A 26,053-nucleotide genomic window follows, 5' to 3' on the forward strand; every position below is an offset into this window, starting at 1 on the left:
AGGTTTCTTGGTTCTTTCGTTCGTGGGATAACGGTGTATGCAGGAATCCTGCGTGAAAGGGCCGGTTCGTTGAAGAAATCCCCGGTGACGCTCGACGTCTTCGACCGAAAGATCCTCCGCCTGCTCCAACGCGAGGGTCGCGCCAGCTATGTCGACATGGCCAGGGCGGCCAATCTGTCGGAATCGGCCTGCCTGCGGCGCGTGCGGGCGCTGGAGGATTCCGGCGTCATCGGCCGCTACGCCGCGGTGATCGACGAGCGGGCCGTGGGCCTGCCGCTCAGCGTCTTCGTCACCGTCACCCTGTCGTCCCAGGCCGAGGCCGCCCTGACCGCCTTCGAGAAGGCCGTCGCCAGCGTGCGCGAGGTGGCCGAGTGCTATCTGATGACCGGCGGCTCGGACTATCTGCTGCGGCTGGTGGTCGCCGACGTCGACGACCTGGAGCGGGTGCACAGCCAGGAACTGACGCGCATCCCCGGCGTGGTGCGGGTCAGTTCGTCGATCGCCATGCGCACCGTCGTCAAACGCGTCGAATTGCCGCTTTGAGGCGAGCGTCAGCGTTGCCGGGGGATTAACCCTCCCGCGGATAGGGTCGCTCCCGACATTCACTGGCTTCGGGGGAAGACCATGGTTTCACGACGCACCCTGCTGGGCGCGCTGGGCGTTGGCCTGGCCGCGCCCGCCATCGCCTGGGCCGAAGGCCTGCACGCGCCCGAGCTGCCGGCGGTGACGCCCAAGGCCCGCAAGGCTCGCCGCGTGACCAAGGCGCTGGCCACCCAGCCGGCCGACAAGGCCGCGCTGGACAAGGCCGTCGCCAGCGTGCCGCCGATGGAAGGCGAGGAAGGCCACGCCGCCCCGGGCGCGACCCAGGTCTCCGGCGTCAAGGTCGAGCCGCCCGCCCCGGCCGTCAGCCCCGACGAGGCGCTGGGCCGGCTCAAGCACGGCAACGCCATCTTCGCCCGCGGCGGCGCCAGCCTGGTGCTGCCCTCGGCCGCCCGCATCTCGGAAATGGCCGGCGGCCAGAAGCCGTTCGCCGTCATCGTCGGCTGCAGTGACAGCCGCACCGCCCCCGAACTGATCTTCGACTGCAATCTGGGCGAACTGTTCATCGTCCGCGTGGCCGGCTCGACCGTCGGGCCCGAAGGCCTGGGCTCGATCCTCTACGCCGTCGAGCACCTGGGCGCGCCGCTGGTGGTCGTGCTGGGCCACACCAAGTGCGGCGCCGTCGGCGCGGCCGTGGACGTCGCCACCAAGCACGCCCACCTGCATGGGGCCTTGCAGGACATGGTCCTGCCGATTCTGCCGGCGGTGTTCGACGCCGAGAGCGAGCATCCCGCCGACCTGCAGGACGCCGCCATCCGCCGCAACGTCCGCAACACCGCCGCCCGCCTGAAGGTGGCCGACGGCACCCTGGCCGAGCGCGTCGCCCAGGGCCGGCTGAAGATCATCTCGGCCTGCTACGACCTGTCGACGGCGCAGGTGAAGTTCGACGTCTAGACCCGTTCGGCGGAACAGTTGGAAACCTCACCCTGAGCCTGTCGAAGGGCGAGGTTTCCGTTTCCGCAGGCGGTAACCCATCACCGTCACATCAGCGCCGTTGACCCCCGCTCGCGCTTAGGTTCAAGTCCCCCAAATCACTTCGCTTTGGGAGAGACGACGGATGCCGACGGACGAGACGCCGCAGGGCAGCGGCACGGCCAAGTCCTCCGTCTGGACCCGTCTGAAACCCCACCTGCTGACCCCGGCCGCGGCCGTGGCGGCGGCCGCCCTGGTCCTCGGCTTCGGCGGTGGCTTCGTGGCGGCCAAGACCGCCGACCTCGGCTGGTTCGGTGGCGGCGGCGGGGGCAAGGCCGCGGCCAGCGGCGGCGCGGTCAAGGGCGAGGCCTGGTCGCTGTTCGGCAAGCCGCGCGACGCGGGCGCCCGTCGGCGCGGCGTTCCCAAGCCCGAAGGCTTCGCCGTCTGGCGCACCCGCATCGACAGCTCCGGCGGCGATCCGCTGGCCTGCATCCAGATGAGCCGCGAGCTCGACCCGTCCAATACCTATGCCGACTTCGTCATGGTCTCGCCCGACCTCGGCCGCACCCCGGCCGTGCGGGTCAAGGGCGACGAGCTGTGCGTCGGCGGCATCGGCTTCACCGACCACCGCGTCACCCTGCTGAAGGGCCTGCCCGCCAAGGGCGGCGACACCCTGGGGGCCAACGCCGACGTCGACTTCACGTTTGGTGAGAAGCCCCCGTACGTCGGCTTCGCCGGCGACGGGGTGATCCTGCCGCGCGAGGAGTCCGACGGCGTCGCCATCGAGACCATGAACGTCTCCAAGCTGGCCGTGGAGGTCTGGCGCGTGTCGGACCGCAACCTGGTCCGCAAGTCGATCAGCGCCCCCGACCCCACCGGCGAGGGCGACTGGAACAGCGACTACGGCGACGACAGCCCCAATGACGACGGCCGCCGCATCTGGAAGGGCGAGGTCAATGTCGACGGCGCCGCCGGCCAGAAGGCCACCACCGTCTTCCCGCTGGGCGCGGTGCTGAAGGAGATGAAGGCCGGCGCCTATGTCATCAAGGCGCGCGACGCCTCGGGCGGCCGCGATCCCGACGGCGAGGGCGACACCCCGCCGGCCCAGGCCCGGCGCTGGATCGTGTTCACCGACATGGCGCTGATCGCCTATGACGGCTCCGAAGCGCTGGACGTCGTGGTGCGCTCGCTGAAGACCGCCAAGACCGTGTCGGGCGTGCGCGTGGCCCTGGTCGCCCGCGACGGCGAGCCCCTGGCCGAGGTCAAGAGCGACGCCGACGGCCGCGTGCGCTTCGCCCGCCCGCTGCTGGAAGGCGAAGGCGCCGAGCGCGCCAAGATGGTCATGGCCTATGGTCCGCAGGGCGACCTGTCGGTGCTCGACCTCGACCGCTCGCCGGTGGACCTGTCCAAGCAGGGCGTCGGCGGTCGTACCGAGAGCGAGGGCGGCCGCGAGGCCAAGACCGACATCGACGGCTGGCTCTATGCCGACCGCGGCATCTATCGCCCCGGCGAGACCGTGCACCTGACGGCCATGGTCCGCGACCGCCTGGCCAAGGCGGTCAACGACCGCAAGGGCTATATCCTGGTCAAGCGCCCCTCGGGCGTGGAGTACAAGCGCTGGTGGTTCGGCCAGGCCAACGCCGGCGCCGTGCCGATCGACATCGCCCTGCCCCGCAGCGCCCCGCGCGGCCGCTGGACCGCCGAGCTGCACATCGAGGGCATCGAGGCCTCGTCCGGTTCGCTGAGCTTCAGCGTCGAGGACTTTGCTCCTCAGCGTCTCGCGGTCACCGCCACGGGCCAGGAAAGCGCGCCGGTCCGCATCGGCGAGACGCGCCAGATCAACGTCTCGGCCCGCTTCCTCTACGGCGCGCCGGGCTCGGGCCTGCAGACGCAGGGCGAGGCCCGCCTGCGCCGCGACACCGATCCCTTCCCGCAATACAAGGGCTTCGAGTGGGGCGACGCCCAGGAGCCGTTCGACGAAAAGCTGATCGAGCTGGGCAACACCGTCACCGACGGCGAAGGCCGGGCGGTGCTGAACCTGGCGACGTCCGACGTCGGCGAGACCGGCCAGCCGCTGGTCGCGGCCGTCACGGCCTCGGTGTTCGAGCCCGGCGGCCGTCCAGTGCGCGAGGGCCTGGAGCTGAAGGTCCGCGGCAAGCCGGTCTATTACGGGGTCAAGATCGAGCAGGGTCAGAACGACCGTGGCGATCCGCCCGTCAGCCTGGAGATCATCGCCGTCGACGCCGCCGGCAAGCGGATCTCGACCACCGCCAACTACACCCTGATCAGCGAGAACTGGAACTACGACTGGTTCCAGCAGGACGGCCGCTGGCAGTGGCGGCGCACCAGCCGCGACGCCGTGGTCATGAAGGGCGCGCTGAACCTGTCGGCTGGCCAGTCGGCGCGCGTGAACCGCCGCCTCGGCTGGGGCGACTACCGCCTGGTGGTCGAGGGCGCCGATGGGACCAAGACCATCACCCGCTTCTCTTCGGGCTGGGGCTCGCCGGCCAAGGACGCCGAGGCGCCCGACTATGTCCGCGTGTCGGCCGGAACCAAGGCCTATGCGCAAGGCGACACCGTCGAGATCACCCTCAAGGCGCCCTATGCCGGCCAGGCCCAGGTGGCCGTGGCCACCGACCGTCTGATCGACTTCAAGAACGTCTCGGTCGGCGAGAACGGCGCGACCGTGAAGCTGAAGACCAGCGCCGCCTGGGGCGGCGGGGCCTATGTGATGGTCACCGTCATCCAGCCGCGCGACCCGGTGGCCTCGCCCAAGCCCAAGCGGGCCCTGGGCCTCGTCTACGTGCCGCTGGAGCCGAAGGGCCGCAAGCTGGTGGTCGACATCGGCACGCCGGCCAAGATCGACTCCAAGGCCCCGGTCGAGATCCCGCTGAAGGTGCAGGGCCTGGGCTTTGGCCAGAAGGCCCGGGTCACCGTCGCGGCGGTGGACGAGGGCGTGCTGCGCCTGACCCGTCAGGAAAGCCCCGATCCGGTGAAGTGGTACTTCGGCAAACGGGCCCTGACGCTCGACTACCGTGACGACTACGGCCGCCTGCTCGACCCGAACATGGGCGCGCCGGCCAACGTCAACTTCGGCGGCGACGAACTGGGCGGCGAGGGCCTGACGGTCACGCCGATCAAGACCGTGGCCCTGTGGTCGGGCGTGGTCGAGACCGGCCTCGACGGCAAGGCGGTGGTCAAGCTGCCGCCGGCCGACTTCAACGGCGAGCTGCGGATCATGGCCGTGGCCTGGACCGACGAGGCCGTCGGCTCGGGTTCCAAGGCCATGACCGTGCGCCAGCCGGTGGTGGCCGACCTCAACCTGCCCCGCTTCCTGTCGCCCGGCGACAAACCGACCGCGACGCTGGAACTGCACAATGTCGAGGGCAAGCCCGGCGCCTACACCGCCGAGGCCAGCGCCTCGGGCGGGCTGAAGGTCGCCTTCAAGAAGGTGATCACCCTGATCCTGGGCCAGCGCGTCGCCGAGAAGATCCCCTTCCTGGCGCCCGACGTCACCGGCATCGGCAAGATCGGCTTCAAGGTCAGCGGCCCCGGCTTCTCGACCGCCAAGGACTATCCGATCCAGACCCGCCTGGGCTGGGGCGACGTGGTGCGCACCACTACCGAACTGCAGGCTCCGGGGACCAGCTACACCCCCAACTACCAGCTGCTGTCGGGCCTGGCGGCCGGGGACGTGACGCTGCAGGTCAGCTACTCGCCGTTCAAGGGCTTCGACCCGTCGGCGATCGCGGTGGCCTTGCAACGCTACCCCTACGGCTGCACCGAGCAGCTGGTCTCGACCGCCTATCCGCTGCTCTACGCCCAGAGCGTCTCCAGCGATCCGAAGCTGAAGCGCACCCCGGCCGCCCTGGCGGGCGCGGTGGGCCGACTGCTCGATCGCCAGACCCTCGACGGAGCCTTCGGCCTGTGGCGGGTGGGCGACGGCGAGGCCGACGCGTGGCTCGGCGCCTACGCCACCGACTTCCTGCTGGAAGCCAAGGCGCAGGGCGTGGCCGTGCCCGACGAGGCGCTGGACAAGGCTCTGAACGCCATGCGCCAGATCAGCCGTCCCGACGGCTGGAGCTCGGTCTCCTACCGGCTGGAATATCCGGCCTGGTGGGGCCGTAGCCCCGAGGACAGCAAGAAGGCCACCGAGCGCATGCGCCGCCGGGCCAGCGCCTACGCCCTCTACGTCCTGGCCAAGGCCGGGCGCGGGGACCTGGCCCGCCTGCGCTGGTGGCACGACGTGCAGATGAAGGACGAGGACCAGCCGCTGGCCAAGGCGCAAGTGGCCGCAGGCCTGGCTTTGATGGGCGACCACGCCCGGGCCCGCTCGGCCATGCGCCAGGCGGTCAACTCGCTGAACTGGCGCGACGAGTATGACTGGTACCAGAGCCCTCTGCGCGACGTGGCCGCGGTCACGGCCCTGGCGGTCCAGGCCGGCCAGACCGATGTCGCCGCCCGCCTGCAAGGCCGCCTGGAGAACGTGGTCAAGGATCCCGACGCCCTGAACACCCAGGAACAGGCCCAGCTGCTGTTCGCCGCCCACCAGCTGATGAAGGCCGCAGGCCCGATCAGCATCGACGCCCAGGGCGTGATCGGCCTGCCGCCCGCGGGCGGGGCGCCGCGCTGGGCGGTGGGCAAGCTGGCCGACGCCCGCTTCACCAACAAGGGCAAGGGCGCCCTGTGGCGGACGGTCAGCGTGCGCGGCACGCCGATCCTCGCCCCCGGAGCGTCCAGCAACGGCCTGACGGTGAGCAAGCGGCTGTTCACGATGAGCGGCGGCGCGGTCGATCCGTCGGCCATCCGCCAGGGCGAACGGGTGATCGTGCTGATCCAGGGCCGGTCGCTGCAGGCCCGCTCGACCGCCCTGGTGGTCGACGACGCCCTGCCGGCCGGCTTCGAGATCGAGGCCCCGCTGGGCGCCGACGACGCCCAGAACGGGCCGTTCCGGTTCCTTGGCGAGCTTTCCAGCCCCGACGCCCAGGAAAGCCGCGACGACCGCTACATCGCCGCGCTGGACCTGGAGGGCAACAAACCCTTCGCCATGGCCTACATCGCGCGGGCCGTGACGCCGGGCGAGTTCTTCCTGCCCGGGGCCGTGGCCAAGGACATGTACCGCCCGAGCATCGCCGCCCGGTCGGACGCCGGCCGCACGACGATCGCGGGGCAGTGATGTTCAGCGTTCTCCCTTCCCCCTCGATGGGGGAAGGGTCGGGGATGGGGGTGATCACGGCGTCTCAGGATAGAACGCCGTGACCACCGCCAACACCGAAGTCACCCCCACCCCTGCCCCCTCCCCCCTCAAGGGGGAGGGGAGGATGCCGCTGATCACGCGGGTACTGACCGGCTTCCTCGCCGCCCAGGTCGTGCTGTTCGCCGCCAGCGCCGCCTTCCCGCCGGACATGGGCCGCGCCAAGCGTTCTTCGCCCGTCGTGCTGGGCGAACGCGGGGCGTGGCTGCGCGCCCTGCCGGTGGAGGACGGCCGCTGGCGGGTGCGGGCCGACCTGGAACGCACCGACCCGACCTTCCTGAAGCGCCTGGTCGCGGTGGAGGACGCCCGCTTCCGCTGGCACCTAGGCGTCGACCCGATCGCCCTGGTCCGCGCCACGGGCTCGGCCGTGATCCACGGCCGGATCAGCAGCGGCGCCTCGACCCTGTCGATGCAGACAGCGCGCCTGCTGGAGCCCCGGCCGCGCAATCTCGGCTCCAAGCTGATCGAGATGGTCCGCGCCGTGCAGCTGGAGAGCCGGTTGACCAAGGACGAGATCCTCGCCCTCTACCTGACCCTGGCCCCCTATGGCGGCAATCTGGAAGGCGTGCGGGGCGCCAGCCTCTCCTATTTCGGCCACGAGCCGTCCAGCCTGACCGACGGCGAGCAGGCCCTGCTGATCGCCCTGCCCCAGGCCCCCGAAGGCCGCCGTCCCGACCGGCGACCCGAAGCCGCGCGCGAGGCCCGGCGGGCGGTGCTGGACAAGATGGTCCGCGCCGGCGTGCTGGCCGACATCGCCGCCGTCGAGGCCGAGGGCGAGCCGATCCCCCGCCGCAGCGTCTTTCCGGCCATGGCCTGGCACTTGGCGGGCCAGCTGGCCGCTGCCGCGCCGGCCAGCCAGCCCAGCGTCGCCAGCACCATCGATCCCGACCTCCAGGCGCGGCTGGAACCGATGGCCGCCGCCGTCGCCGCCAGCCAGGGTCCGGAGGCGACCTCGGCCATCATCGTCGTGCGGATCAAGGATCGCGCCGTCCGGGCCCTGGTCGGCTCGGGCGGCCGCGACCGGCCCGGCGGCTGGGTGGACATGACCCGCGCCGCCCGCTCGCCCGGCTCGGCCCTGAAGCCCTTCGTCTACGCCTTCGCCTTCGACGACGGCGCTTTGGCGCCCGACACCCAGATCGACGACGCCCAGACCCGCTTCGCCGACTACCAGCCCGAGAACTTCGACCGCGTGTTCCATGGCAAGGTCACCGCCCGCGAGGCCCTGGCCTATTCGCTGAACGTGCCGGCCGTCGCCACCCTGGAGAAGATCGGCCCCGAGGCCTTCGCCGCCCGCCTGGAGGCCGGCGGGGTCAAGCTGCTGCGGCCCAAGGCCGAGGTGAAGGCCGCGGGCCTGGCCCTGGCCCTGGGCGGGGCCGGCATCACCCTGCGCGATCTGGTCACCCTCTACGCCGCCCTCGGCGACGGTGGCGTGGCCAAGCCGCTTGCCTATACGGTGGACGAGGCCAAGGCCCGCGAACGTTCGGGCGGAACCCGCATCGCCCGGCCCGAAGCCGTCAACCAGGTGCTCGACATCCTGCGCGAGGCCCCCGGCCCACGCGGCCGCGCCCCCTCGGCCCTGACCCGGGGCGGACCGGCCATGGCCTTCAAGACCGGCACCTCCTACGGCTTCCGCGACGCGGTTGCGGCGGGCGTCGTGGGCGGGCACGCCATCGTTGTCTGGACCGGCCGCGCCGATGGCGGCGCGCGCGGCGGGCTGACGGGCCGCGACGCCGCCCTACCCCTGCTGTTCGACGTCGCCGATCTGGTCGGCGCTCCGCCCACCGCCCCGCGCCCGATCGCGCCGAAGTCGGCGCCGGGGGCCTTGCAGCGTCTCCAGACCGTCGCCGACGAAGGTCCACGCCTGATCTTCCCGCCGGACGGGGCGACGGTGCAGGTCGAGGGGTTGGGCAAGGGCTCGCGCGGCCTCGTCCTGGCGGCCGGCGGCGAGAACCTGTCGTGGTACGTGAACGGCGCGCCGCTCTCACAGGACGCGGTCAGCGGCAAGCCGGTGTGGCGTCCGCCGGCGGCGGGCTTCTATCGGCTGCGAGTGGTCGACGCCCAGGGCCGGGCGGCCAGCGCCCGGGTGCGCATCAAGGCGCCGGGTTAGGCTTTCGCCGGCTGGGCCTTGAACGGCGCGGCGCGGACGACGGCGACGGTGGCGACCAGCAGCAAAGCGCCCACGGCCAGGGCCGTCAGCCACTGTGGATCGGGCTTCCAGTAGCCGAGATTGCGGGCGGCGAGATAGCCGGGGGCCAGTACCGACACCACCCACAGCGGCGCGGTGACGGTGTTGGCGGCGTGGAAGGTCCAGTCGCGCATGCGGGTCATGCCCGCGGCCATCGGCACGAACGGCCGCAACGGGCCGAGATACCGGGCCACGGCCAGGGCCAGCACGCCATAGCGTCGGGTGTAGAGGCGGGCGCGGGCGACCGTGCGGCGATGCCTGGCCACAGCCGGATGGCGCACGGCTTTTGCGCCGATCTTCTGGCCGATCAGATAGGAGATGGCGTCGCCGGCGGCCGCGCCGACGCTGCACCAGATGATGACTTCCACCGGATGCAGCGAGCCGGTGGCGATCAGCGCCCCGGCCGTCAGCATCACCGCCATGATCGGGATCAGCACCCCGACCAGCATCAGGGCCTCGAGCAGGGTGACGAGCGCCAGGATCGCGCACACCAGCAGGCGGTGCTCGACGACCATCTCGTGCAGGGTCTGGAGGAAGGCGTCCATGCGCTCACCGTGCCGCAACAAGGTGACGAACAGGTAAGGGCGAAGGCGGTTTTTGTAAGGTGCGGCGATAAGGCGCGGCCAGGGCTCCCTCCCCCTTGATGGGGGAGGGCTGGGGTGGGGGTGGCTGCGGCGGTCAGGTTCGCGCCTCGCCTTGAAGCGCTGTCACCCCCATCCCCGACCCTTCCCCCATCAAAGGGGGAAGGGAGAAGGAACCTTACTCCGGCTTGCCCGTCAGGACCCGCTCATAGTCCTCGATGCTGGAGATGCCGACATTGAGGTCGGTGACCAGGCCGTTCGACAGCGAATAGACCCAGCCGTGCACCGACAGGCTCTGACCGCGGGCCCAGGCGTCCTGCACGAAGACGTCGGAGGCGACGTTGCGCACCTGGCGGATGACGTTCAGTTCGCACAGGCGGTTGAGGCGGTCGCGCTCTTCCGGGATCGCTTCCAGCTCGTGCTTGTGCTCGGCGTGGACTTCGCGGATCGGGTGCAGCCAGTGATCGACCAGGCCCCGGCGCTTGCCGTCGATGGCCGCCGCCACCCCGCCGCAGCCGTAGTGGCCGACGACCATCACGTGCTTGACCTTCAGCACGTCGACCGCGAACTGCAGCACGGACAGGTAGTTGGCGTCCTGCGGCGGAGCCAGGTTGGCGACGTTGCGGTGGACGAACAGCTCGCCCGGATCCAGGCCGACGATCTCGTTGGCGGGCACGCGGCTATCGCTGCAGCCGATCCACAGGTACTCGGGGCTCTGCTGGTTCTCCAGGCGCTTGAAGAAGTCGGAGTCGACCTCCGTCTTGCGCAGCGACCAGTTGGCGTTGTTGGTTTTCAGATCTTCAAGCATCGGCGGCGTCCGGCTGGAGGCTGGGGTGAGCAGCGGCGAAGGCGGGATGGTCGGCGGCGCGGTCTGCGGCCGCGACGATCCGCGGGAAGGGTGAAAGGTCGATCTTGAACCGGCGCGCGCCGTAGACCTGCGGCACGATGCAGATGTCGGCCAGGGTCGGCGTATCGCCATAGGCATAGGTTCCGCCGTGGGCGGCGACGGCGGCTTCCAGGGCGGTGAAGCCCTCGTTCAGCCAGCGGGCCATCCAGGCGGTGCGGGCGGCCTCGTCCTGGCCTCGCGCGGCCAGTTCGCCGGTGACCCGCACGTTGTTCAGCGGATGGATGTCGCAGGCGATGGTCTGGGCCATGGCCCGCACCCGCGCACGGCCCAGCGGATCGGCCGGCAGCAGAGGCGGCTGCGGATGCGTCTCGTCCAGCCATTCGAGGATGGCCAGGCTCTGGGTCAGCACCACGCCGCCCCCCCCATCGCCACTAAGCGCCAGGGCCGGCGTCAAACCCTGCGGATTGAGGTCGAGATAGGCGCCTTGGCGCTGCTCGCCCTTCAGCAGGTTCACCGGGCTCTGGTCATAGGCCAGGCCCTTGAGATTGAGGCCGATGCGGACGCGATAGGGCGCGGCCGCCCGCCAGTAGCCGAACAGCGTCAGGGTCACGGCTCGCGCCCTCCCGTCAGACCAGGGTGAAGGCCAGGGCGCCGACGCCGTCGACCTCGCCGACGATCCTGTCGCCCTTGACCACCGCAGCGACGCCCTCGGGCGTGCCGGTGAAGATCAGGTCGCCGGCCGCCAGGGTCCACAGCTTGCTGGCCTCGGCGATGATCTCGGGGATGTTCCAGATCATGTCGGCGATCAGGCCGGTCTGGCGCTGCACGCCGTTGACGGTCAGCCAGATGGCGCCGTCGAGCGTGGCCTCGGCGACTGGGCGGATGGCCGAGATCGGGGCCGAGAAGTCGAAGGCCTTGCCCGCTTCCCACGGCTGGCCCTTGGCCTTCGCCGCGCCCTGCAGGTCGCGGCGGGTCAAATCGACGCCCACGGCGTAGCCGAACACGTGGTCCAGGGCGTCGTCGACGGCGATGTCGGCGCCGCCCGACTTCAGGGCGACCACCAGCTCGATCTCGTGATGCAGGTCGGCGGTGCGCGGCGGATAGGGCACGTCTTCCAGCAGCGGCGCGACGGCGTCGGCCGGCTTGGCGAAGAAGAACGGCGGATCACGCTCGTCGCCGCCCATCTCGGCGCGGTGGGCGGCGTAGTTTCGGCCCACGCACAGGATGCGCCGGACCGGGAAGACCGCATCGGTCCCTTCCACCGGAACCGAAGCTTGGACGGGCGGGGGAAAGGCGAAGGTCGTCATGGCCACCTGCTTAGACCCAAACGCCGCCGACCGGAACCCCGGCCGAAAACGACGAACCGAACGCCGTTCGTCGGGAACCCGACAGCCTAAACGTTCTTTCACTTGCCCATGGTTGCGCCGTCGAGTCATGACGAAGTGGGGACTGTGGCGTTAACACTAGGGGGCGACGAGCGACGATGCTGATCATCGAAAATCTGACGCATGTGTACGGCAACGGCGTGCGGGCCCTCGACGAGGTCAGCCTGACCATTCCGCGCGGCATGTACGGCCTGCTCGGCCCCAACGGCGCCGGCAAGTCGACCCTGATGCGCACCGTCGCCACCCTGCAGGCCCCGACCTCTGGCCACATCCGCTTCGGCGACATCGACGTGCTGAAGGATCCCGAGGCCCTGCGCCGCGTGCTCGGCTACCTGCCGCAGGACTTCGGCGTCTATCCCCGCGTCAGCGCCTACGACATGCTCGACCACATGGCCGTTCTGAAGGGCATCGCCGGCCGCAAGGAGCGCAAGGACACCGTCGAGAGCCTGCTGGCCCAGGTCAATCTCTGGAATGTCCGCAACAAGGCCATCGCCGGCTTCTCGGGCGGCATGCGCCAGCGCTTCGGCATCGCCCAGGCCCTGATCGGCGACCCCCGCCTGATCATCGTCGACGAGCCCACCGCAGGCCTCGACCCCGAAGAGCGCAACCGCTTCCTCAACCTGCTGGCCGAGATCGGCGAGAACGTGGTGGTGATCCTATCGACCCACATCGTCGAGGACGTCTCCGACCTCTGCCCGGCCATGGCCATCATCTGCGACGGCCGCATCGTGCGCGAAGGCGCCCCGGGCGACCTGATCCGCCAGCTGGACGGCCGGATCTGGAAGAAGACCATCGACAAGGCCGAGCTCGAAGACGCCAAGAAGGCCCACCAGGTGATCTCGACCCGGCTGCTGGGCGGCCGCACCGTCATCCACGTCCTCGCCGACCAGGATCCGGGGCAGGGCTTCGCGCCCGTGCCCGGCGGGCTCGAGGACGTCTATTTCTCGACCCTCGCCACGACCCGCTGCGCGGCGTAGGGGGCGCGAGGACCATGTTCGGCAAGATCGCGGGCTTCGAGTTCCGCTACCAGCTGCGCTCCCCGGTGTTCTGGGTGGTGGCGGTCATCTTCTTCCTGCTGACCTTCGGCTCGGTGACCATCGAGCAGATCTCGATCGGCGGCGGTGGCTCGATCCACAAGAACGCCCCCTTCGCCATCGCCCAGACCAACCTGATCCTGTCGATCTTCTACATGTTCGTGACGACGGCGTTCGTGGCCAACGTCATCGTCCGCGACGACGAGACCGGCTACGGCCCGATCCTGCGCACCACCCGCATCGGCAAGTTCGACTATCTCTACGGACGCTTCGTCGGCGCCTTCCTGGCCGCCGCCGTGTCGTTCCTGGCCGTGCCCCTTGCGATCTTCATCGGCTCGCTGATGCCGTGGATCGACGCGGAGAAGCTGGGCCCCAACCTGCTCGACGCCTACGTCTTCTCGTACTTCGTCCTGGCCCTGCCGGCCCTGCTGCTGACCTCGGCGATGTTCTTCGCCCTGGCCACCGTCACCCGCTCGATGATGTGGACCTATCTGGGCGTGGTCGGCGTCATGGTGGTGTGGATCATCGCCAACATCGCCCTCGACAAGCCCGAGTTCGAGCACGGCGCGGCGCTGTGGGATCCGCTAGGCGCCAGCGCCTTCAGCCTGGCGACCAAGTACTGGACGGCCAGCGAGCGCAACAGCCTGATCCCGCATCTGTCCGGTCCTCTGCTGTTCAACCGGATCTATGTCCTCGTCCTGTCGGCGGGTTTCCTGGCGATCGCCTACGGGCTCTTCCGGTTCCAGTCGGCCGAGCTTTCGGGGCAGCGCAAGGCGCCCCGCTCCAACGGCCTGCCGCCGCCGATCGAGGTGGTCCCGGTCATCAAGCCGCTGGCCAAGCCGCGCCACGATCGGACCGCCGCCCTGGCCCAGTTCGTCGCCCGCACCCGCTTCGACATGGTGCAGGTGTTCAAGAGCCCGGCCTATTTCGTGCTGCTGGCGCTTGGCCTGTCGAACGCCTCCGGCGCCCTATGGTTCGCCACCGAGGCGGCCGGCTACGGCGGCATGGTCCACCCGGTCACCCGCATCCTGCTGCGGCCGCTGATGGGCTCGTTCAGCCTGATCCCGATGATCATCGCCATCTACTACGCCGGCGAGCTGGTCTGGCGCGAACGCGAGCGGCGCACCCACGAGATCGTCGATTCCACGCCGGTCGGCGACTGGGCCTTCGTCGCCCCGAAGCTGGCGGCCATTTCGCTGGTGCTGCTCTCGACCCTGCTGGTCAGCGTGGTCGCGGCGATCTTCAGCCAGCTGAGCCACGGCTATGAGCGCCTGGAACTGGGCAAGTACCTGCTGTGGTACGTGCTGCCGCAGAGCGTCGACTGGATCCTGCTGGCGGTGCTGTCGGTGTTCCTGCAGGTGCTGAGCCCGCACAAGTTCGTCGGCTGGGGCCTGATGGTGATCTACATCGTCGCCACCCTGACCTTCGGCAACCTCGGCTTCCAGCACAACCTCTACAACTACGGCGGCGCCCCCGACACGCCGTTCTCCGACATGAACGGCCTGGGCAAGTTCTGGATCGGCGCCTGGTGGTTCCGCGCCTATTGGACCGCCTTCGCCGTCCTGCTGGCCCTGCTGTCCTACGCCCTGTGGCGGCGCGGAACCGAGACCCGGCTGCTGCCCCGTCTGCGACGCCTGCCCCACCGCCTGCGCGGCGCCAACGGGATCGTCTTCGGCGTCTTCCTGGCCGCCTTCGCGGGCCTGGGCGGCTTCATCTTCGTCAACACCAACGTCTGGAACGAGTACCGCACCAATCTCGACGACGAGCGCTGGACGGCCGACTTCGAGAAGGCGCTGCTGCGTTACGAAAACACGCCTCAGCCCAAGATCGTCGGCATGAAGCTGGACGTCGACCTGTGGCCGCACGAGCCTAAGGCCGTGACCCGCGGCGCCTATGTCTTCCAGAACAAGACCGGCCAGCCGATCAAGGAGATCCACCTGCGCTTCGACCGCGACCTGGTGGTGCGCGGCCTGTCGATCGAGGGCGCGCGGCCCAAGCAGACCTTCGACCGCTTCAACTACCGAATCTTCGCCTTCGATACGCCGATGGCCCCCGGCGAGACCCGCCGGATGAGCTTCATCACCGAGCGCAGCCAGAAGGGCTTCAAGAACAACGGCGCCGAGACCCGCATCGTCGACAACGGGACCTTCCTCAACAACCTGGAGATCGCGCCGATCCTGGGCATGTCGCGCGAAGGCCTGCTGCAGGACCGCGCCAAGCGCCGCAAGTACGGCCTGCCGCCGGAGCTGCGCATGGCCAAGCTGGGCGACGCCGCCAGCCGAGGCTTCAACTACATCCGCCACGACGCCGACTTCGTGACCTCCGACATCACCGTCACCACCGACGCCGACCAGACGCCGGTCGCGCCGGGGACCATGGTCTCCGAGCGGACGTGGAAATCCGGGAACGAGGAACGCCGTACGGCGCGCTTCGTCGCCGATGCCCCGATCCTGCCGTTCCTGTCGATCCAGTCGGCCCGCTACACGGTCTCGCGCGAGGCCTACAAGGGCGTCGACCTGGCGGTCTATTACGACCCGCAGCATGCGTGGAACATCGACCGCATGCGCGCGGCGATGAGGGCCTCGCTCGACTACTACCAGGCCCAGTTCAGCCCCTATCAGTTCCGCCAGCTGCGGTTCCAGGAGTTCCCGGCCTATGCCGACTTCGCCCAGGCCTATGCCGGCACGATCCCCTGGTCGGAGGGCATGTTCTTCATCGCCGACTACCGCGATCCCGAGAAGATCGACATGGTCACCTATGTCGGGGCGCACGAGATCGGCCACCAGTGGTGGGCCCACCAGGTGCTGGGGGCCGACCAGCAGGGCTCGACCATGCTGTCGGAGACCTTCGCCCAGTATTCCGCGCTGATGGTCATGAAGCGGATGTACGGCGAGGCCCAGATCCGCAAGTTCCTGAAGTTCGAACTCAACGGCTACCTGCGCGCGCGCGGCGGCGACGTGCTCGAAGAGCAGCCGCTGGCCCGGGTCGAGAACCAGCAATACGTCCACTACCGCAAGGGCTCGCTGGTCATGTACCGGCTGCAGCACGAGGTCGGCGAGGAGACCGTCAACCGCGCCCTGCGCCGGCTGATCGCCGAGTACGGCCTGAAGGGCGCGCCCTATCCGACCACGCTCGACTTCCTGCGCATCCTCCGCGCCGAGGTCCCGGCCGACAAGCAGGCCCTGATCACCGATCTCTTCGAGAAGATCACGCTCTACGACCTGAAGACCAAGTCGGCGACCGTGAAGAAGCGCGCCGACGGCCGCTACGACGTCAAGCTCGTGGTCGAGGCGCGCAAGATGTACGCCGACGGCCGCGGCAAGGAGACCAACGCGCCGCTGAACGAGGTGCTGGACGTCGGCCTGTTCACCGCCGAGCCGGGCAAGAAGGACTTCGCGCAGAAGAACGTCGTCGCCTTCGAACGCCGCCCGATCCGCACTGGGACCCAGACCCTCACCTTCGTCACGTCGGTCGCGCCGCGCTGGGCCGGGGTGGATCCCTACAACCTGGTGATCGACCGCAACGGCGACGACAACGTCATCAAGACAGCGAACTGAGGGGGTCTTTCCCCGCTTCCCAATCCCCCAGGTTCGTCATCCCGGAAAGCGCGCAGCGCTTATCCGGGACCCAGGGGGACTGGACGCTGCGCTTGGGCTCGCCGCCCTCCCGCTAGCCGGCGTGGTGCGGCGGCCCCTGGGTCCCGGCTCTGCGCGCTGCGCGCTCCGGCCGGGATGACGAGCTGTGGAGTGGAGATATCGGACAAAGAAAATCCCCCGGCCTTTCGACCGGGGGATTTCCGTATCCGGGCTGAGCCCAAACCCTACTTCATGCCGTTCTTCAGGCCCTCGGCCATGTTCAGGTGCTCCTGGATCTTCGGCGCGGTCTCGGCGGCGAAGGTCTTGATGGCGGCGACGTCGCCGTCCTGGGCGTAGCGCTGGAACAGGTTCAGGGCGGCCTGGTGGGCGTCGACCTGGTCGTCGGCGTAGTCCTTGTCGAAGTCCTTGGCGTCGGCCTTGTTCAGGTCGTCCAGCTTGCCTTGCAGGTCGTCGGGCAGGGCGGCCGGCAGAGTGATGGTCGCGCCGGAAGCGGCGATGGCGGCCTTCAGGCCCTGGCTGGTGGCGGTGTGGGCGTCGATCATCGCCTGGGCGAACTTCTTGACGTCGGGGTTGGTCGAGCGCTTGAGGGCGATCTTGGCGGACTCGATCTCGAACGTGTCGCCGGCGGCGGCCTTGGCCGAGAAGTCCGGAGCCTTGGCCTCGTCCGACGGGGTCGGGACGGTGGCGGCGGGATTGGCGTCCGGGGTGGCGGCCTGCTCGGCCGGGGTGGCGGCGCCCTTGGTCTCTTCCTTCTGGCCGCAGGCGGCGAGGCTGAGGGCGGCGAAGGCGGCGCCGACGATGAGAAGCTTGCGGGTCATGGCTTTCTTTCCCTGCGCGTTTTTCTGGGCAAGAAGGGTCGGCGTCGCGCGTCGCCGTGTGGCAGGAAGAAGGTTCACGGCCGCGTGATGGTTCCGTGATCGGGGAGAGGAACAAAATGACCCAAGGGCCGTTGGCGGGCGTCCGCGTGATCGAAATGGGCCAGCTGATCGCCGGTCCGTTCTGCGGCCAGGTGCTGGGCGACTTCGGCGCCGAGGTGATCAAGCTGGAAGACCCCAAGGCCGGCGACCCGATGCGCCAGTGGGGACGCTCCAAACCCCAGGGCCTGTCGCCCTGGTGGCCGGTGATCGGCCGCAACAAGAAGTCGGTCACGGTCGACCTGCGCACCGACGAGGGCCGCGACATCGCCCGCGCCTTGATCGCCAAGGCCGACGTGGTGGTCGAGAACTTCCGCCCCGGCACGCTGGAGAAGTGGGGCATGGGCTACGAGGCCCTGGCCGCGACCAACCCCGGCCTGGTCATGGCCCGCGTCTCCGGCTTCGGCCAAACGGGCCCCTATGCCAAGCGGGCCGGCTACGCCCTGGTCGGCGAGGCCATGGGGGGCCTTCGCCACATCACCGGCGAGCCGGACCGCAATCCAGCCCGGGCCGGGATCTCGATCGGCGACAGCCTGTCGGGCCTGAACGCCGCTCTGGGCGTGATGATGGCCCTGCACGCCCGCCAGCGCACCGGCAAGGGCCAGGTCGTCGACGTGGCGATCTATGAGAGCGTGCTGACGGTGATGGAGAACCTGGTCACCGAATATGACCTCACCGGCTACATCCGCGAACGCTCGGGCGCGGTGCTGCCCGGCATCGCCCCGTCCAACGTCTATCCGACCCGGTCCGGCGAACTCGTGCTGATCGGCGCCAACCAGGACACCCTGTTCAAGCGCCTGTGCGAACTGATGGGCCGGCCGGACCTGGCCGAGGATCCACGCTATCGCGACCACGCCGCGCGCGGGATCAACCAGGCCGAACTCGACGCCCGCATCGCCGCCTGGACACTGGACCAGGACATCGACGACCTGCTGCCGAAGCTGGAGACGGCGGGGCTGGCCTGCGGCCGCATCTATCGCGCGCCCGAGATGCTGGCCGACCCGCAGTTCCAGGCCCGCGACTCGATCGTCTCGGCGCCCCATCCGGTGTTCGGCCAGGTGAAGATGCAGAACGCCTTCCCGAAGCTGACCGGCACCCCCGGCGGCGTGCGCTGGACGGGTCCGACGCTGGGCGAGCACACGGAAGACGTGCTGGCCGAGGTGGCGGGGATGGCGGCCGAGACGGTGGCGGAGCTGAAGGCGCGAGGCGTCATCTAGGATCCTCCCCCTCTGGGGGAGGTGGCCCGAAGGGCCGGAGGGGGGACGGTCTCAGCTTCCGAGACGTCGGCCCGCCTCCCCCCGCCGATCGCTGCGCGATCGCCTCCCCCAGAGGGGGAGGTTCCCTTCTACGGGCAAGGGTTCGGATGCACCGCGTGGATGGCGTTGACGGCCGCCTCCAGTTCCTCCGTCCACTCCACGTCGAAGGCGTCTATGTCGGTCTTCAGCTGCTCCATGCTCGTCGCGCCGATGATCGTGGCGGTGACGAACGGGCGGGCGTCGACGAACTTCAGGGCCAACTGCGCCGGGTCCAGGCCGTGCTGGACGGCAAGCTCGACATAGGCGCGGAAGGCCTCGACCGCGCCCGGCCCCTCGTAGCGATGCATGCGGTTGTAGAGCGCCTTGCGCGAGCCTTCCGGCAGCTTGCCGTCGAGGTACTTGCCGGTCAGCTGACCCTGGGCCAGCGGCGAATAGGCCAGCAGGCCCACCTGCTCGCGCATGGCGATCTCGGCCAGTCCGAATTCGAACACGCGGTTGGCCAGGTGATAGGCGTTCTGGATCGAGGCGATGCGCGGCAGGCCCCGGGCCTCGCTTTCGGCCAGGAACTTCATCACGCCCCACGGGAACTCGTTGGAGACGCCCAGCGCCCGGATCGTCCCCTTCTTCACGTGGGCGTCCAGCGCCTCGAGGATGTCGCCGAAGCGCTGGTAGTCGTCGTCATAGTCCTTGTAGGTCTGGCCGCCGAACACCCGCACGGCGCGGTCGGGCCAGTGCAGCTGGTAGAGGTCGAGATAGTCGGTCTGCAGGCGCTTGAGCGAACCTTCCACCGCCTCGTCGATCTGGGCCTTGGTCTGGCGGGTGGTCGCCCCGTCGGCGCGCATCCACGACAAGCCGCCGAAGGCCGAGCCCCGGCCAGCGACCTTGGAGGCCAGCACGATCTCGCTGCGCTTGCCGGTCTTCTTCAGCCACGAGCCGATGTAGCGCTCGGTATGGCCCTGCGTCTCCGGGCTGGGCGGACTGGCGTACATCTCGGCCGTGTCCCAGAAGGTCACCCCGCGCCCCAGGGCGTAGTCCATCTGGGCGTGGGCCTCGGCCTCGGTGTTCTGCGAGCCCCAGGTCATGGTGCCCAGGCAGCAGCGCGAAACCTGGATGCCCGTACGGCCGAGTTCGACGTAATCCATGAAGTCCCCTGAACGATCCTGTAGCTTGGCCTGTAGCCTGGCTTTTTGGCCTATTTAGGCGTTAGCGGTCTCAACCCAAGGCTGGAGCCTTGCGCGCGGCCGCTTTCGACACGATATTTCACACGTGTCCCCCTTGGGACGGAAACATAAAGGGCTTCCTTCGATGAACGACTTCAACCGCGATTATGCGCGCTCGATCCCGACGGATCGCGCCGACATGTCGGTTGACGCCGGACTGCGCAGCTTCATGCTCGGCGTCTACAACAAGGTTGCGCTGGGCCTGCTGCTGTCGGCCGCCCTGGCCTGGACGACCAGCTCGTTCCCGCCGGTTCGCGACCTGCTGTTCCAGGTCAACGGCAACCGCGTCAGCTACACCATGCTGGGCATCGCGATCTCGTTCGCGCCGCTCGGCATCCTGCTGTTCTCCAGCTTCGTGATGAAGTCGATCACCCCGCGCACCGCCGGCGTGATCTACTGGACCATCGTGTCGCTGATCGGCGCCTCGCTCGGCACCGTGGTGCTGATGTACACCGGCAGCAGCGTGGCCTCGACCTTCCTGATCACGGCCACCGCCTTCGGCGCGCTGAGCCTGGTGGGCTACACCACCAAGAAGGACCTGTCGGGCTTCGGCAGCTTCCTGATCATCGGCCTGGTGGGCCTGATCCTGGCCTCGGTCGTGTCGCTCTTCTTCCCGTCGGGCCCGCTGGTCTTCGCGATCAACGCCATCGGCGTGCTGATCTTCGCCGGCCTGATCGCCTACGACACGCAGAACCTGAAGATGACCTACTACCAGGTCGGCGGCGACGCGGCCGCCAAGTCGGTGGCCACCAACTACGGCGCGCTTAACCTGTACCTGGACTTCATCAACCTGTTCCGCTTCCTGCTCTACTTCCTGGGCGACCGCCGCTAAGGCCCGGCCCCGGATCGAAAGACGAAGCCCCGGCGGATCGCTCCGCCGGGGCTTTTTCGTGAGCGATCGCCTGGGAAGGCCCTAGTCCACGACCTTGAACCGGCCCTTGTCGAACAGCCGCAGCACCTGGGCCAGCTCGTGCCCGCGCTTGAGCACCATGCCGCCCTGGCCCCGCACCAGCCACTGGCCCTGCTTGCGGGCCAAGTCCGGCCACTTCTCGACGCGGTAGAGCGGCGCCTCGGCGGCATGGCGGAAAATCGAGAAGGCCGCGTGGTCGACCGCGCCGCCCATGCCGTAGTCGCGCCATTCGCCAGCCGCGACCATGCGGCCGTACAGCCGCAGGAGCTGGTCGATCTCGCGCCGCTCGAAGAACACGACGCCGCCGACGGGGGAGGGAGCATCAAGGGCCATCGACGCGAATCCTAACCCCAAATCACGCCATCAGGCGAGCGCGTTGGACGAACGCGCCAGATGGGCCTCACCCCCGGGTTCCACCGTCGCAAATCCGCAACAACGTTCGGCGAAGCGACAAGCCAAGCTGCACCAGGCCACGAAATGACCTTGTTTTGGTCCTGCGCCCGCCTGCTTGGGGGTCGAAAAAGTCAGTGTCGGCTGATCGGACACCCCACGGTCCTGGATCCTGAACAGCCCCCCCAGCCCCCCTCGATCGCGGGCCGGTCGGCCGACAGACCTACAAAGAGAACCCCTCTCTCTTTCTTGCAGAGCCCGTGCGGATCCCCCCTCCCGCGCGGGCTTTCGCATATGTGGCCTCCAGTTGTTTCCACAACTGCAAAGATCGCCATAGAGGCGCCTCACCCCGTCGCGAAACGACCCTGATCGCGCCCTTCCCTGGCCTCTGACCGGGATCAGATTGTCATGGTCGGTCGATCGGAACGCCAAGCGGTCCGGGATCCTGAACAGCCCCTCCAGCCCTCCGGGCCACGAGGCGCGCCGCTCGGCCGACGCGTATTTCTATCCCCTCCCCCTAAAGACCCCGCTTCGCCGACCATCCCCTAAGGCGAGGCGGGGTTTCTTTTGCACGTCTCAATTGACACGCGTAATCTCTCGTGGCGACATGCGTCGAGGGAGAGAAGCGCCATGAACGGGGGCTCGGGCTTCGTGATGACGGCCTTGATGGGCCTGCTGGCGCTGGTGCTGCTAGTCGCCGCGGCGCCAGACCCCGCCCGCGTCGCCGGCTACTTCCCGGCCGAGTTCCGCAAGCCTTCGATCATCTGCCTGCCCTTGCGACGCCAGCCGGTGATCAGCGAGGTCGAGGCCGAATGGTATCCGCGCATCCTGATGGCGGCCGACGAACCCTCGCTCTACGCCTTCTCGCGCCAGCCGCGACCGCCGGGCGTCCGCACCTACCGACTGACCTTCATCCCGACCTTTCACAAGCCGATGATCGTGCGCCTGAACGTCTGGCCCGACGGCAAGACCGTGCTGACCGCCACGCGCCTGTCCGGCGCCGGCGGCTACGACCCGGGCCTGCCGGAGGAAACCGCTGGCGGGGTCGTCCACAAGGTGCTGACCAAGGACGAGGAGCGTCGCTTCGAGCGGTTGCTGGCGGCCGCCTCGAACCTCAAGCTGCGCCCCGCCGACTGCCCCATGGGCACGGACGGGTCGCAATGGATCCTGGAGTCCGCCGAAGGCGGGACCTATCGCTACGTGAACCGCTGGTCGCCCAAGCGCGGTCCCGAGCGGGCTCTGGGCGAGTATATGCTCAGCCTGGCCGGCTGGACGCCCCAGGCCGGCTACTGAACGGCCTCAGCGGCTCTTGCCGCCCGGCGGCAGCACGCCCAGCACCCGGCCGCCCTTGACGCCCTGGACGATGATCGCCGTCTGCAGTTCGTCGTCATGGCCCGCGGGCAGGCGGTACATCTTCGGACGGCCCGACCAGGGGCCCAGCTTGACCAATTCGCGCACCACGTTGCGGTGGACGATCGTCTGGCCGCGGTTGTCGCCACGCTTGACGGCGATCTCCTGCTTGCGCGGATCGAAGCGCACCAGCCAGACCTCGGCCCCGCCGCGCGGCACGACGCCCGAGCCGATGGCCACCCGGCCGGTCCCGACGAACTCCATGTCCGGCGCCGGCGGCAGGCGGGTGGTCTCGATCAGCTTGTCGACGGTCTCGGCCTTGGCGCCGGAGGCCTGCACCTTGCCGGCCACCACCACCTGGGGCGTGGGCACGTCCCTAAGGGCGAAGGCCTTGGCGTAGACGCGCTGGCGCTCGACGAAGGCCGGCTTGGCGAAGGTGTCCTTCCAACCGAGATAGTCCCAGTAATCGACCGAATAGGTCAGGGCCAGGACGTCCTCGCGCTCGGCGAGTTCGGCGGCGGCCTGGTTGGCCTTGCCGCACGACGAACAGCCCTGGGCGGTGAACAGCTCGACCAGCACGGGAGACTTGGCCGCGGCCGGGGCGGCGACGAGGCTCGTCAGGGCGAGGGAGACAACAGAGATCAAGGCCGTACGCATGTGCGGCGCACTTAAGCCAAGAAACCGCTGCGTCGCCGCTCACGAGGCCGTGAAATGACCGCTTCGGGGCCGGTAAATCCACACGACAACGATGTCGGCGGTCCCATCAACGAAAACGGCCGGCCCCAGAAGGGCCGGCCGCCTCGTTATTCAGCGTCTTGCGACTGCGCTTAGTCGGCCTTGGCCAGGTTGCGCAGCACGTAGTTCAGGACGCCGCCGTTCTTGAAGTACTCGAGTTCGGTCGGCGTATCGATGCGGCAGCGCACCGGGAAGCGCGCGATGCGGCCGTCGGTCGGACGGTAGAGCTCGACGATCAGCTGCTTGCGCGGCGCCAGGTCCTGCAGGCCGCGGATCGAGACCAGCTCTTCGCCGGTCAGTTCCAGCTTCTGCCAGCCATCGGCGATGAACTGCAGCGGCAGCACGCCCATGCCGACCAGGTTCGAGCGGTGGATGCGCTCGAAGCTTTCGGTGATCACCGCGCGGACGCCCAGGAGCTTGGTGCCCTTGGCCGCCCAGTCACGCGACGAGCCGGTGCCGTATTCCTTGCCGGCGAACACGACGGCCGGACGGCCCTCGGCCTGGTACTTCATGGCCGCGTCGTAGATCGGCATCACTTCGCCCGAGGGGAAGTGCTTGGTCACGCCGCCTTCGATCTCCGGAGTGATCTTGTTGCGGATGCGGATGTTGGCGAAGGTGCCGCGCATCATGACTTCGTGGTTGCCGCGGCGAGCGCCGTAGCCGTTGAAGTCGATCGGCTCGACGCCGTGGTTGACCAGGTACTGACCAGCCGGGCTGGACGTCTTGATCGAACCGGCCGGGCTGATGTGGTCGGTGGTGATCGAGTCGCCGAACACGGCCAGAACGCGGGCTTCCACGATGTCGGTGACCGGCGAGGGGGTCATCGACATGTTCGGGAAGTAGGGCGGGTTCTGAACGTAGGTCGACTCGCCTTCCCAGGCGTAGGTCTGGCCACCGGTGACCTTGATGCCTTGCCAGTTCTTGTCGCCCTTGAAGACGTCGCCGTAGCGGCTGGCGAACATCTTCTCGTTGATCGACTTGCGCTGCAGGGCGGCGATGTCTTCGTTCGAGGGCCAGATGTCCTTCAGGAAGACGTCGTTGCCCTTCTTGTCCTTGCCGATCGGCTGGGTGTTCAGGTCGATCTTCAGCGAGCCGGCCAGGGCGTAGGCCACCACCAGCGGCGGCGAGGCCAGGTAGTTGGCGCGGACGTCCGGGTTCACGCGGCCTTCGAAGTTACGGTTGCCCGACAGCACCGAGCAGGCGACCAGATCGTTGTCGTTGATCGTCTTGCTGATGTTTTCCGGCAGCGGGCCCGAGTTGCCGATGCAGGTGGTGCAGCCGTAGCCCACGAGGTTGAAGCCCAGGGCGTCGAGGTGCTTGGTCAGGCCGGCCTTGGCCAGGTAGTCGGTGACGACCTGCGAGCCGGGGGCCAGCGAGGTCTTCACCCACGGCTTGGCCTTCAGGCCCTTGGCGACCGCGTTCTTGGCCAGCAGGCCGGCGGCGATCAGGACCGAGGGGTTGGAGGTGTTGGTGCACGAGGTGATGGCGGCGATCACCACGTCGCCGTGACCGACGTCGAAGTCCTCGCCTTCCACCGGAGCGCGGAACTCGGGGGCTTCGGCCTTGCCGAACTCACCGACCAGCGACTCGGCGAACTTGCTCGAGGCGTCCGACAGCAGAACGCGGTCCTGCGGGCGCTTCGGGCCGGCCAGCGACGGCAGAACCGTCGACAGGTCGAGTTCCAGGCTGTCGGTGAAGGTCGGCTCGGCGACGCCGGGCTCCCACCACAGGCCCTGTTCCTTGGCGTAGGCTTCCACCAGGGCGACGCGGTCGGCGTCGCGGCCGGTGCCCTTCAGGAAGGCGACGGTGGCGGCCGAGATCGGGAAGAAGCCGCAGGTGGCGCCGTATTCCGGGGCCATGTTGGCGATCGTCGCCTGGTCTTCCAGGGTCAGGTTGGCCAGGGCGTCGCCGTAGAATTCGACGAACTTGCCGACCACGCCCTTCTTGCGCAGCATCTGGGTGACGGTCAGCACCAGGTCGGTGGCCGTCGCGCCTTCCGGCATGGCGCCGGTCAGCTTGAAGCCGATGACTTCCGGGATCAGCATCGGGATCGGCTGGCCGAGCATGGCGGCCTCGGCTTCGATGCCGCCGACGCCCCAGCCCAGGACCGACAGGCCGTTGACCATGGTCGTGTGGCTGTCGGTGCCGACGACGGTGTCGGGGTAGGCGACTTCAGCGCCATCCACGAGCGCGGTCCAGACGGTCTGGGCCAGGTATTCCAGGTTCACCTGGTGGCAGATGCCGGTGCCGGGCGGGACAACGCGGAAGTTGTTGAAGGCCGACGAGCCCCAGCGCAGGAAGCGGTAGCGCTCGATGTTGCGCTCGTATTCGCGCTTCACGTTGGCGTCGTAGGCCTTGGCGTCGCCGAAGTTGTCGACCATCACCGAGTGGTCGATGACCAGGTCGACGGGGTTCAGCGGGTTGATCTTGGCCGGGTCGGCGCCCAGGGCGACCATGGCGTCGCGCATCGCGGCCAGGTCGACGACGGCGGGAACGCCCGTGAAGTCCTGCATCAGCACGCGGGCCGGGCGGAAGCTGATCTCGTGCTCGACCGAGCCCTTGTTTTCCAGCCAGTTGGCCACGGCCTTCAGGTCGGCTTCGTTGACCGAGACGCCGTCTTCGTAGCGCAGCAGGTTTTCCAGCAGCACCTTCATCGAGACGGGCAGCGAGCCCGTGCCGGCCAGACCGGCTTCCTCGGCGGCGCGAAGGCTGTAATAGACGTAGGTCTTACCGCCGACGACGAGTTCGCGGCGGGTTTTGAGGCTGTCCACTGACGCCATTTGGAAGGATCCCTTCTCTGTTCACGGCCGCCGGAAAACCACTCCCGGGATCGCGCGATCGAGGGGGACCCACAGCGTCCATCCTCGCGCCGCGTACGCCCCAT

General features: G+C 68.9%; 18 protein-coding genes. 9 read left to right on the top strand and 9 right to left on the bottom strand.

Annotated features, from left to right (window positions below; translation table 11 throughout):
• Positions 1-69 precede the first annotated feature (69 nt).
• The 4 genes from AC07NS_RS04885 to pbpC all read left to right on the top strand — a co-directional run bounded on the left by AC07NS_RS04885 (position 70) and on the right by pbpC (position 8,873).
• Positions 70-543, top strand: a complete 474-nt coding sequence (locus AC07NS_RS04885) for an Lrp/AsnC family transcriptional regulator (RefSeq protein ID WP_110122207.1) — start codon at positions 70-72, stop codon at positions 541-543.
• A gap of 81 nt (positions 544-624) precedes the next feature.
• Complete coding sequence (locus tag AC07NS_RS04890) at positions 625-1,494, top strand: carbonic anhydrase (protein WP_494601898.1); 870 nt, start codon at positions 625-627, stop codon at positions 1,492-1,494.
• Positions 1,495-1,657: 163 nt separating this feature from the next.
• The gene (locus AC07NS_RS04895; RefSeq protein ID WP_494601899.1) at positions 1,658-6,688 is read left to right on the top strand and encodes an alpha-2-macroglobulin family protein; all 5,031 of its coding nucleotides are present in this window, start codon (positions 1,658-1,660) and stop codon (positions 6,686-6,688) included.
• A gap of 145 nt (positions 6,689-6,833) precedes the next feature.
• Positions 6,834-8,873, top strand: coding sequence for a penicillin-binding protein 1C (gene pbpC, locus AC07NS_RS04900; RefSeq protein ID WP_494601900.1), 2,040 nt, complete (start codon positions 6,834-6,836; stop codon positions 8,871-8,873).
• Here pbpC and AC07NS_RS04905 read toward each other — a convergent pair.
• The 4 genes from AC07NS_RS04905 to AC07NS_RS04920 all read right to left on the bottom strand — a co-directional run bounded on the left by AC07NS_RS04905 (position 8,870) and on the right by AC07NS_RS04920 (position 11,686).
• Positions 8,870-9,496, bottom strand: coding sequence for a DedA family protein (locus AC07NS_RS04905; RefSeq protein ID WP_494601901.1), 627 nt, complete (start codon positions 9,494-9,496; stop codon positions 8,870-8,872). The two genes, pbpC and AC07NS_RS04905, sit on opposite strands and share 4 nt — an antisense overlap.
• A 214-nt stretch (positions 9,497-9,710) precedes the next feature.
• On the bottom strand, positions 9,711-10,340 hold the full coding sequence (locus AC07NS_RS04910) for a carbonic anhydrase (RefSeq protein ID WP_494601903.1): 630 nt from the start codon (positions 10,338-10,340) through the stop codon (positions 9,711-9,713).
• A complete protein-coding gene (gene maiA / locus AC07NS_RS04915; RefSeq protein WP_494601905.1) occupies positions 10,333-10,989 on the bottom strand; it encodes a maleylacetoacetate isomerase in 657 nt (218 codons plus the stop codon). Before maiA ends, AC07NS_RS04910 begins: the two co-directional genes overlap by 8 nt.
• 16 nt (positions 10,990-11,005) lie before the next feature.
• Complete coding sequence (locus tag AC07NS_RS04920; RefSeq protein ID WP_494601907.1) at positions 11,006-11,686, bottom strand: fumarylacetoacetate hydrolase family protein; 681 nt, start codon at positions 11,684-11,686, stop codon at positions 11,006-11,008.
• A gap of 176 nt (positions 11,687-11,862) precedes the next feature.
• Here AC07NS_RS04920 and AC07NS_RS04925 point away from each other — a divergent pair, with 176 nt between their 5' ends.
• Positions 11,863-12,741 (top strand): ABC transporter ATP-binding protein, encoded by an 879-nt coding sequence (locus tag AC07NS_RS04925; protein ID WP_494601908.1) that lies wholly within the window; start codon positions 11,863-11,865, stop codon positions 12,739-12,741.
• A 14-nt stretch (positions 12,742-12,755) separates the two neighbouring features.
• Positions 12,756-16,355 (top strand): ABC transporter permease/M1 family aminopeptidase, encoded by a 3,600-nt coding sequence (locus AC07NS_RS04930; RefSeq protein ID WP_494601910.1) that lies wholly within the window; start codon positions 12,756-12,758, stop codon positions 16,353-16,355.
• 263 nt (positions 16,356-16,618) lie between these two features.
• Here AC07NS_RS04930 and AC07NS_RS04935 read toward each other — a convergent pair whose 3' ends face one another.
• On the bottom strand, positions 16,619-17,212 hold the full coding sequence (locus tag AC07NS_RS04935; RefSeq protein WP_494601911.1) for a DUF4142 domain-containing protein: 594 nt from the start codon (positions 17,210-17,212) through the stop codon (positions 16,619-16,621).
• 116 nt (positions 17,213-17,328) lie between these two features.
• Here AC07NS_RS04935 and AC07NS_RS04940 point away from each other — a divergent pair, with 116 nt between their 5' ends.
• On the top strand, positions 17,329-18,525 hold the full coding sequence (locus tag AC07NS_RS04940) for a CaiB/BaiF CoA transferase family protein (protein ID WP_494601912.1): 1,197 nt from the start codon (positions 17,329-17,331) through the stop codon (positions 18,523-18,525).
• Between the two features lie 128 nt (positions 18,526-18,653).
• Here AC07NS_RS04940 and AC07NS_RS04945 read toward each other — a convergent pair whose 3' ends face one another.
• Positions 18,654-19,706 (bottom strand): aldo/keto reductase, encoded by a 1,053-nt coding sequence (locus AC07NS_RS04945; RefSeq protein ID WP_494601914.1) that lies wholly within the window; start codon positions 19,704-19,706, stop codon positions 18,654-18,656.
• Positions 19,707-19,869: 163 nt separating this feature from the next.
• Between AC07NS_RS04945 and AC07NS_RS04950 the strand changes: the two genes are divergently transcribed.
• Positions 19,870-20,616, top strand: a complete 747-nt coding sequence (locus tag AC07NS_RS04950) for a Bax inhibitor-1/YccA family protein (protein ID WP_494601916.1) — start codon at positions 19,870-19,872, stop codon at positions 20,614-20,616.
• A gap of 81 nt (positions 20,617-20,697) precedes the next feature.
• On the opposite strand, the gene AC07NS_RS04955 is transcribed toward AC07NS_RS04950, so the two are convergent.
• Positions 20,698-21,027 (bottom strand): DUF2794 domain-containing protein, encoded by a 330-nt coding sequence (locus AC07NS_RS04955; protein ID WP_494601918.1) that lies wholly within the window; start codon positions 21,025-21,027, stop codon positions 20,698-20,700.
• 687 nt (positions 21,028-21,714) lie between these two features.
• Between AC07NS_RS04955 and AC07NS_RS04960 the strand changes: the two genes are divergently transcribed.
• The gene (locus AC07NS_RS04960) at positions 21,715-22,377 is read left to right on the top strand and encodes a hypothetical protein (protein ID WP_494601919.1); all 663 of its coding nucleotides are present in this window, start codon (positions 21,715-21,717) and stop codon (positions 22,375-22,377) included.
• A gap of 6 nt (positions 22,378-22,383) precedes the next feature.
• Here AC07NS_RS04960 and AC07NS_RS04965 read toward each other — a convergent pair whose 3' ends face one another.
• Positions 22,384-23,091: a DUF1223 domain-containing protein gene (locus AC07NS_RS04965; RefSeq protein ID WP_494601921.1), complete on the bottom strand. Its 708-nt coding sequence runs from the start codon at positions 23,089-23,091 to the stop codon at positions 22,384-22,386.
• A 170-nt stretch (positions 23,092-23,261) separates the two neighbouring features.
• On the bottom strand, positions 23,262-25,949 hold the full coding sequence (gene acnA / locus AC07NS_RS04970) for an aconitate hydratase AcnA (RefSeq protein ID WP_494601923.1): 2,688 nt from the start codon (positions 25,947-25,949) through the stop codon (positions 23,262-23,264).
• Positions 25,950-26,053: the final 104 nt, after the last annotated feature.

The sequence above is a fragment of the Caulobacter sp. GW821-FHT10A10 genome (assembly GCF_059415745.1).